The sequence below is a fragment of the Paenibacillus sp. RC21 genome, from assembly GCF_044907935.1.
Lineage (GTDB): Bacteria > Bacillota > Bacilli > Paenibacillales > Paenibacillaceae > Paenibacillus > Paenibacillus terrae_A.
This window is the reverse complement of the sequence record NZ_JBIYCS010000003.1, coordinates 227382-241929: the sequence shown is the minus strand read 5'-3', so window position 1 is coordinate 241929 and position 14548 is coordinate 227382. Positions and strand designations below refer to the sequence as shown.

Annotated in this window: 10 protein-coding genes; all 10 read right to left on the bottom strand. The window is 46.8% G+C overall.

The features are described from left to right. Positions 1–77: 77 nt before the first annotated feature. Positions 78–2174, bottom strand: a complete 2097-nt coding sequence (locus ABIA61_RS10820) for an ABC transporter permease subunit (RefSeq protein ID WP_283654846.1) — start codon at positions 2172–2174, stop codon at positions 78–80. Further along, complete coding sequence (locus ABIA61_RS10815) at positions 2149–3051, bottom strand: ABC transporter ATP-binding protein (protein WP_283654845.1); 903 nt, start codon at positions 3049–3051, stop codon at positions 2149–2151. The genes ABIA61_RS10820 and ABIA61_RS10815 overlap by 26 nt, the downstream gene beginning before the upstream one ends. Further along, positions 3044–3433 (bottom strand): GntR family transcriptional regulator, encoded by a 390-nt coding sequence (locus ABIA61_RS10810; RefSeq protein ID WP_283654844.1) that lies wholly within the window; start codon positions 3431–3433, stop codon positions 3044–3046. Before ABIA61_RS10810 ends, ABIA61_RS10815 begins: the two co-directional genes overlap by 8 nt. A gap of 192 nt (positions 3434–3625) precedes the next feature. Then, positions 3626–4792: an MFS transporter gene (locus ABIA61_RS10805; RefSeq protein ID WP_404520415.1), complete on the bottom strand. Its 1167-nt coding sequence runs from the start codon at positions 4790–4792 to the stop codon at positions 3626–3628. A 105-nt stretch (positions 4793–4897) separates the two neighbouring features. Further along, positions 4898–5209, bottom strand: coding sequence for an ArsR/SmtB family transcription factor (locus ABIA61_RS10800; protein ID WP_149096077.1), 312 nt, complete (start codon positions 5207–5209; stop codon positions 4898–4900). Positions 5210–5358: 149 nt separating this feature from the next. Beyond that, the gene (locus ABIA61_RS10795; RefSeq protein ID WP_283654843.1) at positions 5359–8034 is read right to left on the bottom strand and encodes a PAS domain S-box protein; all 2676 of its coding nucleotides are present in this window, start codon (positions 8032–8034) and stop codon (positions 5359–5361) included. Positions 8035–8128: 94 nt separating this feature from the next. Beyond that, a complete protein-coding gene (locus tag ABIA61_RS10790; RefSeq protein WP_404580717.1) occupies positions 8129–9064 on the bottom strand; it encodes a nucleoside hydrolase in 936 nt (311 codons plus the stop codon). 174 nt (positions 9065–9238) lie between these two features. Next, positions 9239–11395 (bottom strand): glycoside hydrolase family 6 protein, encoded by a 2157-nt coding sequence (locus tag ABIA61_RS10785; protein ID WP_404580716.1) that lies wholly within the window; start codon positions 11393–11395, stop codon positions 9239–9241. A gap of 601 nt (positions 11396–11996) precedes the next feature. Continuing rightward, positions 11997–13496, bottom strand: a complete 1500-nt coding sequence (gene melA, locus ABIA61_RS10780; protein WP_404580715.1) for an alpha-glucosidase/alpha-galactosidase — start codon at positions 13494–13496, stop codon at positions 11997–11999. 127 nt (positions 13497–13623) lie between these two features. Next, a complete protein-coding gene (locus tag ABIA61_RS10775; RefSeq protein WP_404580714.1) occupies positions 13624–14535 on the bottom strand; it encodes a helix-turn-helix domain-containing protein in 912 nt (303 codons plus the stop codon). Positions 14536–14548: the final 13 nt, after the last annotated feature.

Sequence of the window (14548 nt, the reverse complement as noted above, 5' to 3'; positions counted from 1 at the left end):
GTTCTGCGTTCTATCTCTATATACCTCTACATCTGCCCAAATCAGGAGGAATTTCTTATCTGCCGTTCGGTGCCGTTTTAAGGAGTGGCGGGTAGAGCCTTTGCAAGCTCAGGTGTCATGTCTTTTGGAGTTAATAAATAATAGCCTGTGTGAGCATTTAAACCATATAAAGGTTTGATTTTGATCTGTATCAGGTAAGTGCCCTTCTCCATATCCGGAGTATAGTTATAGGATCTGCGGTTTTCCAAAATAGCTTTCCAGAGCTTCATATCTTCAATGACGATTGCTTTATGCTTCTGTTGTATATCTCTGAATAAATTGACGTCTTCGATATACTGACCAGATTGATAAGGTTTCATCTCCTGAGAAACAATTGGAACAGCACGCACAGAAAGTATATCCTTCGACGTGACAATTACCCTGTCGGCATATCCCTTCTGTTTCAGCCAACCCTCCAGTTTGTGAAAGGATAAACGCCAGTTATATGCAATATTACGAGCCCATTCCGGCTCATATTTGGAAATAGAGGAGGCCTTATGCAGAATCTCGATATTCCCCAGCGGATAACTTCCAGACTGCATTTCGCTATAGCTCATATCCAAAATTTCTTCTTTCAGCACAGCTTCAAATTCGCGAATTTCTTTCGGATCGGTCAGTATCACCCTCCGTTCCTCATCATCCCCTGATTTAATGCTGATCGTTTCGGCTGCACCATATAGCTTATCCAACGAGTATGCTACTGTTTTGTACGGCTCAGACATCATGACCTTTGCCAGTTCTGCCCGGAAAGGCTGCTCGGGAAATGTATAGCTTCGGGTCATAATTGAACCATCGTCAAGATGATAGGCAATGGCTATCATTTGAAGAGGTTCATCTTTGGTCATGGGCGTCTGTCCTGATGAATGTGCCCGCACGAGTTCACGCTGTAAATTCAGCACAGAAGCGATATAAGCCTTATCCTGCGAAAAATAAAGATCTTTTCGTGTAATGCCCCCATCCAAATACAAACTTGGTCCGGCATAAACTTGCTCCACGGAATGCGCAGTCGGAATTCGATCTTCGTAACCTACCCAACTTGAAGTCGGAATGTACATTGCCAGACCTAACACTGCGGTGTAAGCAACCAATTCCAGCAAAGCACGTACACGTACAATTTGCCACGTCTTGCGAATCACCATCTCCACAGCGATATAGCCCAAAATAGCTCCAAGTATATAGCCGAAGATAGACCAGTCTTTACCTTGTCCGCCTACGCCATTAAAATAGTCCCCTACTAGCAGCATAGCGCACAGCATCACACCTGCTTTAAATAAGGGCTGGAAGAAGGTAAATGCCATTGCTTGCGTTGCCTTCTCTACCAGCCGTTTGCGATACAACACATAGCTCAAGATCACAAACAGCAGAGAAACACCAATATAAACAAGCAGTTCAATATATGAAAATGGAGTTCTCAGCAATTCCGTAAAGCGAACAAACGGCGATAAAGAATGCCAAATATTATTGTTACTACGTAACTCCATGCCATCACTATAACGAACTATTGTTCCACTGGCCTGATAGTAACCGTACAAATGATGCCCCAGAAAGCGACTAATCATGGATGACAGAAAGAAGGGAAGCACCATCAAAACGTACACTACAGCAATTTGCAGCAGCGATTGCCCTACGCAAATACCTACAAACACAGTAAAGGCGAAAAGAAAAATGCTAATGACCGAGACGACCAATGCCCATGATCCAACATCATTCATGTGAAAAATATAAGGCAGATCATTCGTGGCGTTAACCCAAGCCGTCACTCCCGCCGTGAGCCACACGGGTACGAGCAAGAGGATAAGACCACTGATCAAATGTGCCGTTAGCAGATGTTCCCTGCGTAATGGCAGACTGTGATACAAATCAGATGGCCCCTGCCGCTGAATAAAACGAAGCATTATCACACCGGCCAGCACCGGTACGGTCAGCAGTATCGGAGTGTGTAAGTCGTTGTACTTGCTTGTATAATCGAACAGACTTCCCAAAACCGTGGGCATCCGTTCGTCTCCGATGCTCATAAATAACGGCAGCGGCACTGTAAACAATAATCCCGCCAAGTACAACAGACCGATCCAGCCATGCTGTCTCAGGCTTTGACGAATCACGCCGCCGCTACAGAAGAATCGGTTGGATGTCATAACCTGCGTCCTCCATTTCATAAATGAAAATTTCCTCCAGCGTCAACGGCAGTAAATCGAACACATGCGGCTCATACGCCTGAATCGTTTCTGTAATCTGCTCTCGTTCCCCCCGGATAATAAGCAGCAGAACACTGCCTCTGCGCTCCTTATGTACAATCGGAAGTTGTCCACAGACGGCTTCCTCATGCGTGCTGTCACGAAAGGCAACCTGCACCTTATGTGTATCAGACTTGAGATCGTCAACCTCTTTTTCCAACAACATACGTCCCTGATGCATAATGCCGACATGATCACACATGTCTTCTATTTCACGCAAATTATGGGATGAAATCACGACGGTCATCTCACGTGCGGCGGTTTCTTGGAACAGCAAATTTTTGATCATTCGTCGCATTACCGGGTCCAGTCCGTCAATCGGTTCATCCAAAATCAGCAGCTCAGGCATGCAGCTCAAGGCAAGCAAAAAAGCGGCCTGACGCTTCATCCCCTTGGAAAAACGGTGAAGTTTACGCTTCGGGTCAAGCTTGAAAATGTCGGTAAGCTGTATGTAGCGTTCCTCACTCCAGCTCGGATAAATGGAGCGGTAAAACCGGGCCACCTGGCGAATCGTCGCTTGCGGGAAAAAATAAGGGGTATCCGGCATAAACAGAATGCGCTGCTTGACTTCTGGCTGCTCATACACGGGCTGTCCACCGATTAGCACCTTCCCAGTATCCGGTCTGTAAATCCCGGCGATGATTTTGAGCAGCGTCGTTTTACCTGCTCCGTTAGAGCCCAAAAGTCCAAAAATAGAGCCTTTCTTCACCGTAAGGGCGAGCTGATCGACAGCCTTTTCTTCTGTAAATGTCTTTGTGACTTCCCTTAACTCAATCAAGGGACATCCCCCTTTCCTTCAATTGCGTAGCTTCCACGTATAAGGCGTCCACTTCCTGATGCGTAAAACCGAAATGGACAGCTTCGATCATCTGCTTCAACAGCGCCGCCCGAATCTCATCCCGCTTCATTTGCTGCGGCTGATGCTCGGCAGGGGTGACAAAGCTGCCCTTGCCTTGGATGGAATAAATGTATCCTTCGCGTTCCAGCTCTCGATACGCCTTCTGAATCGTGTTGGGGTTTACCGTAAGCTGAGCGGATAAAACCCGTACCGAAGGCAATTGCTCATCCGGCTGAAGCGATCCGTATACAATCATTTCCTTTACCTTGTCCGTTAGCTGTTCGTAAATCGGCTTGCGGCTGCGGATATCCAGCTCGAACATGGACTTCCTCCTTTCAAGACTTGATCAGTTTCATCTGCATCCTCTTTACTGTTCTAACTGTACTATTATTAATAATACAGTTAGAACAGTTTGTCAATCATTTCTTTGGGGATTTCTTGCAGAAAAAAAGACCAACTCAGAAAGCTGGTCTTGAAATCAACGTTAACCTGTAATGATTTCGGCAAAAGTTTGTTACATATTTTTTGACTTCGTATGTATCCCAAAAAATATAGATTTCACGATAATACATACAAGAGACAATACAACAAAAAGTAGGCCACTCCAAACAACATCTCCTGTTCCTAATTGAGAAATAAACCAGCCTCCCATCGCTGTCCCTATGGTGACACCCAAATTTGAAAAAGAAACATACAGACTATTCGCAAATTCCGGGGCTTCTGGAGCCTCCGAGGTAAGCCAAATTTGACTTACAATCAATCCACTCGTATGAACAGCTCCCCAGACAATAATAATCCCACTTGTGAGAAGAAGAGTTGCACCCACATATTGAAGCAGTAAATAACAAACCCCTAAAGCAACAGGATAAAGCAACACCGTTTTCAACATATGATGGTTTAACATCTTTCCCGAGTACCAGTTACCAGCCACACCACTAATCCCGAAAAGCACAAGCATCGTGCTAATCCATTCTCCACTCATATGCGTTTTCTCTCCTAGATACTCCGCAAAATAACTATATACAGAAAACATCGCAGCAAATATGAAGCATACACTACCGATATTCAACCACAATGTGGGTTTCCTCAATATTTTAAGCTGGTTCCTGATAGGTACTTCCTTCTGCTCCAATCTGGAAGGAACCATGAGCCCTATTCCAACACACGCAATAATATTTACAACAGCAGAGAACAGAAATGAAGTGCCAAGAGAGAATTGATCAGCAATATAAGAAGTAAGCGGAACCCCCAATACCATCCCCACACTAACTCCAAGAAATACCTTTGCACTTGCTTTAGCAGCCTCTTCTTTCTTCGATAATGCAACAGCTAGTACGAAGGCAATGGAGAAATACACCGGATGAAAAAAGGCAGGGATTATTCGGAATACGACAAGTGTATAAAAGTTCGGTGCAAAAGCTGATATCACATTCGAGATGGAAAAAATAATCATGATGCTCATCAGTAACCATTTACGATTCCATTTTGAAAATAGCAGAGTTACCCATGGCCCAAAAATGGCAATAGTGAGTGCAAAAAGACTGACCAGTATTCCAGCTTGTGGTGCAGTAACGTTATACTTATCCATGACCATTGGCAAAATCCCAACGACTCCAAGCTCCGTATTTATAATGCCAAATATACCTAATGCAATAAAAAATAATGGACTGTTTTTGTTCACGATTTCCATCTCCTTGACCTCATAATTCATATATTCGAAAATCTATATTTATAGATATAATATACACAAAAAAGTAGGTAACCTTGTTCATTATTTTGTGGCTACCTACATTTCATTCTTGATATATTCAGCGAATTTGCAAATATTCTCTTCATTTCTTCGGTAATAGGTCCACTGTCCAAATCGCCTGGATTCCAAAAGCCCAGCCTTCTTCATGAGCGTTAAGTAACTGGAAATAACAGATTGTGCTAATCCTGTTTTTTCCTGAATGCTACCTACACAAATCCCTCCTTTAAAGTTAGCATCCGTTGGTAAAAACAATTGCGGTCCGAAATTTTCATCTGAATTTTTTAACCAATCCAAAATTTGCAGGCGTGTATCATTCGACAAAGCTTTAAAAATCATTAGAGTATCCATAAACCTCATTATATCTCTTTTTTTAGATATGTAAATATCTATTTCAATAATATAGCATCGACTGTTGTGTGTTGTGCCATTCTTTCATACACTCCACTTGAACATAAAAATAGCCGTGATGCGTTAAGCACCACGGCTGGCTATTTCTTTTAGCATTCCGTTGATTCGTAAGGCTCGTCACGGCTTATATTCGCAAGCGCTTCCCCTTCTGGCAGCATAAGATCTAGCTGAAACCGGAACGTGGCTCCTCTGGCCTCGTCACTATCCACATCAATGGAGCCGCCCATCAGACTGACCAGGTTTTTGCAGATGGACAGTCCCAAGCCTGTTCCTCCATATTTCCGGTTCAGTGCCGGATGAAGCTGGGAAAAGGGCTGAAACAATAGATGCTGGCGATCTGCGGGAATACCGATGCCAGTATCGGTTACACTGAACTCAATCAAGCATTTCTTTTTACGGCTGCTGTAAGCCTTGCTCTCGGCAAAGATGTTTACACGCCCTCGCTCCGTAAATTTGATTGCATTGCTCACCAAATTCACCAGCACCTGCCGGATACGCACATGGTCACCGACAAGGACCCCCGGCAATTCCTGATCCACATGCCACTCCAGCTCAATGTCTTTTTCCATAGCTTGCTTGAGAAATAGATCCGCCACACTGCCCATCATATCCTCAAGTTCAAAAGGTTCGTGCAGCAACGCCATTTTTCCAGCCTCAATTTTGCTCAAATCCAGTATTTCATTCAATATTTGCATTAAAGCACTACTGCTATTGGTAATAATATCGATATAGCTTCGCTGTTCCTCATCCAATTCAGTGTCCGCGAGCAGTCCAGCCATTCCGATAATTCCGTTCATAGGTGTACGAAGCTCATGACTCATCACAGAAAGAAATTCTGACTTGGCCCGGTCGGCCCGCTCGGCGGATTCCTTGGCCCGGATGATTTCCTTTTCATTCGTTATATCTACAAAAACCATTACGGCCCCTTTACGCTCCCCATTATCCATCAGGGGACTGATCCGGTATGAGACGAGGAAGCTGGATCCGTCTTTTTTCCAAAATACGGCTTCCTCAGCCTGATAAGAAGCACCACTGCGGATCGCCTGAAGAATGGATGGCTGCTCATCCGGGTAATGTCTGCTTATCTCATCGACATGGCGGATCATATCCGTGCATGTCCCGTTCAGTGAATTTTCGGCCCCCACTCCAAACATTTCGACCGCCGCCGGATTCATAAAACGGACATGCCCCTCGGTGCTCAAGCCCACAATGCCTTCGGATACGGCGTTCAGAATGAGTGAATGCTCGTTGCTGAGCTTTTCGATTTGGGCGATGTAGCTTTTGAGCGGAGTAACATTTTCAAAGATGCCGTAGCAGCCAACAATTTGCTCATACACAAAAATCGGGATATTGGTTACCTTGATAAACAAGCGCTCCCCATCCTTATGTATGAACTCTGATTCATAGGTTTGCGTTTCTCCCTGCTTGGCCAGCTCCATATGATGCCTAATCTTGTCCTGTTCCTCGGAAGAAGCCATCACAAGAACTCCAGTCCCAAGCAGTTCCTTCCTTGTATAACCAATAAGTTCCTCCAGACTGGGGTTCACGCTCAGGATTTGACCTTCCATATTCATGGCGCATATGCCGAGCGGGTTATGCTGAAACAGCGATTTATAACGGTTTTCACTTTCACGAAGGCGTTGCTCCATTTTTTGGTGCTCCGTGACATCCTGTACCATACCGACAATTTGAATTGGCTGTTCTCCGCGCTCGTCCATTTCCGCTTCCCAGGTCGAACGCAGCACTTTCTGTTCACCATTAGGCAGTACAATCCGATAAAAGGTTTCTTTATGAATCCCTTTTAAAATGACGTTCGTAATGATCTCGATCATTCGCTCTTTATCCTCTGGATGAATAGCATCCAGAAAAGAATCAATACTTGTCTCGACCGGCTTTACGCTAAAGCCGAAAATGCTGCGGAATTCCATGGAAAAATGCAAAACGTCGTTAACCAAATCCCAGTCCCATGAACCAAACATCGCCAGTTGCTGGGCTTTTGCAAGATTATCCTCGCTCTTCTGGCGCTCCGTGATGTTGCGGCCGATAGACAGAACTCGCTTGATTTTGCCTTCCTCATCCCGAATGATGCGGTATGACACTTCCAGCCACAAATAATGTCCGTCCTTGTGACGGACACGCCGCTTCATAATACCTGTTTCCTGGAAGATTCCATGTACGCGCATATAATCGGCATCTTCTGCATGATAAAATTCGAGCCGTTTTTTGCCGAGCATTTCCTGCCTGGTGTAGCCAAGGAGCTTTTCTACCGAAGGAGAAACATATTGAAGGTTGCCGTCCGGCGTGCTGAACGAGATCACATCTGGCGTATTTTCTGTAATCAGCATGTACAAGTCCTCATTATCCGAGAGTACCTGCTGCATGTCTTTTTTCTCTGTGATGTCCATCGCGTAGGCAATCAGATACGTTTGACCCGTAGCCGGGTCATCAAATATCGTTAATTCCAGCGATAACCAGACGGATGTTCCCCGCTGATGTCTTAAACGAAGCTCTGCCTTGTACACTTGATCCGTAGCTTTCAGCCAGCCCGTATAGGCGTCCCGCAACGCTTGTCGATCTTTATCTCCTTTATACAACAAATGATAATATCGGGTTTTCAGCAATTCCTCCTGCTTGTATCCGACCATGCGACAAAGGGAGGGATTGACGTACAGACATTTTCCGTCCCTCGAAAAAATGGCTATCCCTGTCGGGGCATGATTGTACATGTGTTCCAGCAAAGGCAGTCGTTGAGCAGCAGAAAACACAATAAATCTCCTCCTTTGTGGTTTATGAGGACGCGCCTACATGTATACACAAAATTGCCGATGCAGAGCCATCGGCAATCTTTTGAATTATTTTTTATACCACCCGACTCAGAAAATGGCGCAAAAACCGATCCGCATCCACTTCAAGTGCCACGTCAATACTTGTCTGTAAATGAGCTTGATCCTCGCCCGGTACTTCACGGGTACGACCAACCTCGGCGGAATCCCCCACCTCGACGGCAATGTGCATCGGGCGCTTCTCCACAAAGCTGGAATCAATCGCCAGCCCTACGGCCAACGGATCATGCAAAGCACAGCCTGCAATACCGGGTCTAAAATTACGATAGGCTTCCATATAGAAGTCCGTCATATCTGCCATAAAGGTGCCTAGCTCGGTCCCTTGCTCACGCCATTTGTCCACTTCATGCTGAGGAAGCAGCGTCTGCATGGTCACATCCAGCCCAACCAGCGTGAGCGGGAAACCCGCCCCCAACACATAGGCTGCGGCTTCAGGATCGGCATATATATTCGCTTCAGCCGTTGGGGTTACATTGCCTTTTACCGTGACTGCACCGCCCATAATGATCAGACGGTCAAGCAATTGCGGCAGTTCGGGGCAACGATCCAGTGCAATCGCAAGGTTGGTCAACGGTCCCACCGCTACAAGGGTAAGCTTGCCTTCATAGCGACGAGCCTGTCCGATGATAAAATCGGCCGCATCACCAGACGCTGCCTGTCGGGAAGGCGAACCCTTCAACTGGTTGCCAATGCCGTCTTCACCATGAATATGGCGGGAATACGGCTTGAACAGCTCGCGGGCATACGGCTTGTGAGCGCCGGACACGACCGGGGCCTCTACACCCAGCTTTTCCAGCAGGATCAGTGAGTTGCGTGTTGCCTCCTCTACCGAGATATTTCCAAAGGTGGTTGTAATGCCAAGCAGTTCCAATTCCGGTGAATGGACCGCGTACGCAATGGCAAGTGCGTCGTCGATACCCGTATCTACATCTAAAATTAACTTTTTACTCATGATGACCTCCACAGTAGAACAGCATTCTTTTTCATTATACACAATTTGAATGCTTATTCTCTTGGTCATGAGGTTCTTTATCTGAACACGATCAAAAAAAAGCTACGGCAGTTGTGCCGTAGCTTTTCCTTCGGGGCTCTTCCATTGCTTAAGCGCACATCTTCTGTCCCAATCCTAAGGCTCGATTCCCCACACCAGCTTATCATTATGGAATAATGTTACTTTATTCCATTCTGTATAAGAGGTTTTGGTAGGATCGAAGGAGTAATCATTGGATTCGTCCAGGTTAGACCAGTCGCTTTTGTTGATACGGATCTGAATATCACCTGTTTGCGCTCCAGCAGCAAGCGTGCCGGCAGCAGCATTGAAGCCAATTTCGATATAATTGTCAGTAATGGTTCGCAGCACATTATCATTGCCTACTTGCGCATAGTCTACTGCGGATTGCAGCTCCTGGCTGCCATCTTTCGTGAAATAATACCGGACTTTCAGCTCACTCAGCTTCACGGGTGTTGTACCATTATTTTTCAGATTTAAGAAAGGCTTGACTGCGTTATTAGCTGGATCGGTGTCCCCGGCCCGATACATTACAACCAGATCACCCGCTGGTTCTGTAGGGTCCGTTGGATCTGTAGGTGTACCTTTTGGCTCAGCGCTTACCGCAGTGGAATCCTTGCTTGTTCCTTTCGTATTCGTAGCACTTACAACATAGAAATAAGTTGTTCCGTTCGTCAGTCCCTTATCTGTGTACTCTTTCTCAGTAACAAGAGGCGCAACGGCTGTAAAAGGACCTGCTTCGCTGGTTGCACGTTTTACCGTGTAGCTGTCGGCCCCAGTGGACGCATTCCAGGTCAGCTTCACTTCCGCATTACCGGCTGTCGCCTTTAAGCCCGCTGGTACTGCCGGAGCCGCTGGTGTAGGAGTTGTTCCGCCACCAGATGAAGGGACAATCGCTGGATATGCATTTTGCACAAGCATAACAAACTGATCATGGAACCAAGCTCCTGAAATAGGTGCATTCGGTAAAGCATCTGTTAATGTGCCATCCTTGGTTGTATAGGTAGGATCACAGTACCGATCAAAGCCTTTACCCTCATCGTTCGGAATGAGCGAGCTGGAACCATCGGAATCACCCGGAGGTTTCGCCCATACATAAGCATCGACATGGGAAGCTGGAGCTGTTTGCGGCGGTGTGCCCATACCTGCTCCGCTGTTATTACACCAGTTGCCACGATGCGAGCGTTTGTCTACACGGCCTGAGTTCACATAGGAGTTAATATCACTGCCGACAGCGGCAGTCGGACGGTTAGGTCCTCCCCATCCGTTACGGCCCGTATCAATGAGCATACCGAGTGAGCTCGGCCAACCTGCGTTTACAAAATCTCTATGCAAAGACTCTGTGAAATCCAGTTCATCGAAGTTAGGATTCCATTCGTAGTACTTGGACGATTTGATCGGCTGTCCGCCGATATTCAGGTTTGGATCGGGCAGATTAGGCTCTGTCAGTGGGGAAGAGTTGGCTGTATTCGTGATAAAGCCGTCCACGCTGGACAGTCCTTTGCTAGTATCTCTGAAAATATTCGTGAACAATGAAACAGTTGCTGAACGGTTGTTATCCCAACCCAGCCAACCGGAGTGACCGATATCTACATATTTGTAGACGTTCGGAATCGTGTTCAGTTTGTTCATGGTATACTTAACGCCAGCTTCATAAATCCCTGTAGATTTGGCTTGAGCACATTTGGGATCATCCAGATTCGTTACCAGATTCGGCAAACTGTCCGGCTCAATAATCGCTACAATGCGGATATCCTGATACTTCGGATTGGCAAAAATAGCAGCAATTTTATCGACATAGTCCTTTTTGTACGTTTCCAGACCCGCTTGGGTCAGCGGAAGCTCACCATTGGAAGCCAAGGCGTGACAATCCCGTCCGGGCAGATCATATACAATAAACTCTGCCGTAATTGGTGTGTTGCCTTTCTTTTGCGCCAACACTTGATCCAAATGCGCTTCCAAACCAAGCTTGCCTCCACCGCCGTTAATAGCAGCGATGCGATCGAGCCATACGGCAGTCGGGAACGTTTTGATGGTTTGCATTTTCGCTTTCAGTGTTGAATCTGTAACCTTGGCAATCGATGTATCGACACTAGCCGCATAATCAGGACTAACGTATTTTGTCGCCCCTTGATAAGGATTGTCCACATGGGATTCTGCATGTATTTTATCCGTAAATCCCGCACCTGGTAGAAAGCTGCTTGCGACGAGTGATAGCGCAAAAGCATACTTCATGCCTTTACGAAGCACTTGCTTTGTTTTCAATTGCTTCACCTATCTTTCCGTAGATTTTGTTGAATCTTCCTATGGCGGCACCTGATTGTTACATGATTATGTGTGAGTTACGCCATCTTTCTCCAAAAAAAGCGGCGTTCATAGCTGCCTAAGGTAAGCGCTTTCTATTTTTCCACGCGCTTACTTTCTCCCCTTTTTGTCACCTCCTATGTTAGATTATAGTGAGCTGGAAAACTGCTGTAAATTGAATAAATTAAGGATTAAATTATTAATTAGGCACATGAATTGCCACAGTACCCGTTTTTGCTGTCTCCCCATTTCCAAGGGCCGAGTCCTTCATATGATGAACTATGCCTGCTGTGACAAGCTCTCCCGACCTTCGGGATCGACACCAAAAAAGCGGATTTAGAAAAAATAAGGGGATTTTCTTTAATTTCCGCCAGCTCAAATCGACAATGATAAAATCCAAACTCCGGTCTATGCCAAATCGTTAAATCTATCGACACCAAAAGGGCATTTTCAGGCTCTCATCGCCATGAAAATACCCTATTGATCGTAGTACAGCCTCACGGCCATTCATCATGCATGTACATGCAGTGAGCGCTCATACAATTGTACCAAGCTGCTAGTCCTTGCTAGGCTACACCTTTTCACGTTCCTTGCCTTTGTCGGATTCGCCCGCATTTTTGTTGGCCGCCTCCCGATCCAGCTGCATTTCCTCAATCGTCTTGACCTTAAGCCTTGCCGCTCCCTCATACGCACGAGTTGGGATCAGATCGCCCGCAGCTAAACGTTGACGCGCCTCGGCAATTGCCGCTCCGTATTGTGGAAGCCACTCTTCCTGCGCTACCAGCATTTCATCGACCATTTGCCAGATTTCCTTCGGATTACATACCGCACCCACCAGTGGGTCCATCATGAACGCCTGCCGCAACAGCTTGTCGTCCCCATGTACGGCAGCTTCAACCGCCAAACGCTGCACTGAAATGCTAACATTGCAGACAGCCGCAGGGCCGAGCGGCAGTTCACCCACATGAGGCATGGAAATGCCGTTACGATCCACATATCCGGGCGCCTCAATAATCGCATCATCCGGCAGATTGGAAATCACTCCGTTGTTGACGACATTAAAATGCCCCCGGTATACACGTCCTGTTTCCAGTCCTTCGATAATGTAGGAGCCATGCTCCTCACCACGATTCTCTGCCTTATACACCAATGGGTCTTCCTTCATCCAGTTTGGAAAATCTGTTTCAAACCAGTTGCGTCCTTCCGTACATACACGCAGATAGCCTCCCGTTTCTCCATTAATCCAGCTGCCCAGATCAATCCAGTCGAGAATTTCATCCGGACGCTTCCGGTACCAGGGAACATACTCACTTAAATGACCGTTCGATTCGGTGCTGTAATAGCCAAAGCGACGAAGCATGTCGATCCGTACCTTTTCGGTGCGGCTATATTCGGGATGCTTTTCAAAAGCCTCCAGCAGTCCAGCTGTCAGATCCTTGCCTTCATGTGACGCCTGAATGTACCACGTCTGGTGATTGATTCCGGCACACACAATGTCCACATCCTGCTTCTCCAAGCCATATACTTCAGCAATTTGGTGATGTCCATGCTGTACACCGTGACACAACCCAATCGTACGTACACCGCTGTACTTGTTGCAGGCCCAGGTAATCATCGCCATCGGGTTCGAGTAGTTCAGCAGCAGCACATCTGGTGCGCTTAGCTCGCGGATATCCTTGCAGATCTCCAGCATTTCCGCAATACCACGCTGCCCATACATAATACCTCCTGCACACAGCGTATCGCCCACGCATTGATCCACGCCATATTTCAGCGGAATGTCTACATCGGTCGCAAACCCTTCCAGCCCGCCAACCCGGATCGTACAAATCACATATTTGGCATCCTTCAAAGCCACTTTCCGGTCCGTAGAGGACTGTATTTGAATAGACAAACCGTTCTCCCGAATATCCCGCTGGCACAGCTCAGTGACCATATCCAGATTGTGCTGATTAATGTCCGTAAAAGCCACTTCAATCTCGTTAAATTCCGGCACCGTCAACAGATCTCGCAAAATTCCACGGGTAAAACCGATGCTCCCCGCTCCAATAAAAGCTACTTTAAATGACACGGCATTCAACCTCCAGCGTTAGATGTGTAGTATACCGTCATTGTAGCAATTTGCCAGAGGGGAGCGTTATCAAAATCATGACCAGATTCGCGTATAGGTGTCAAAAATTCTAACTTAACTTGCCACCTCATCCCTCTTCATCCTCCGCATAGTTCCACACATGGCGTTCCACGGCAGAGCGGTATTCGACAGGTGTCTTGCCTGTGTGCTTTTTGAAGAGCATATGGAAATATTGCCTGCTGCCCACGCCTACATAATCGGCAATTTCGTGAATGGGAATGTCCGTTTGCTGGAGCAGCATTCGGGCCTTGTCCATTCGCAGCATGGTCAAATAAGCGGTGAGTGTTTGTCCGGTATGTTTTTTGAAAATGCGATGCAAATACCCTGGATGCAGATTCACCGCCGCTGCCATATCCTTAACCAGAATATCCTGGTCATAGTTGAGATGAAGAAATTCGATACATCGTTTAATGTAGACATCCGTTTGCTGCGTGTCACTACGTTCCGTTTCCTCACGCAAACGCGCAATTCGCACGAGCAATTGCATAAACAGCAGTTCAGCCATTGCGCCTGGATGTTCTTTTCGTTGATCCAGCTCCAGCACGAGGCTTTTCAGCGTATAATACACCTCTTCCGGGTCAGACAGTACCAGATAAGGGAATGGACGCGACATGAAGGCTGTGACCTCGTGCTCTTCCCCTGCCAGTTGTCGGATAGACGGACCTACTCGCACCCCTTCCGTAAAACCGAACTCCACATTCAGCATCCGGCACGGCTGCTCTCCTTCTACGACCAGTCGGTGCGACACATCCGCGTCCAGCATAATAAACTCCCCTTTACGCAGCGTGATGCTTTCTCCCGCTTTCTCTCCTGTCTTTACATCCACCCGGCACAGGCCGGAGATCATGTACATAATTTCGGTAGAATGATGATCGTGATACGGCATGGTGTAATCGTGCCACTGCTTGTAATAGTAAGCAAAAAAACGGGGAATATAATCCCCGTCACACAGCCGTGGCTCAAACAGACTTCCGTTCATCCCCGCACCTCCG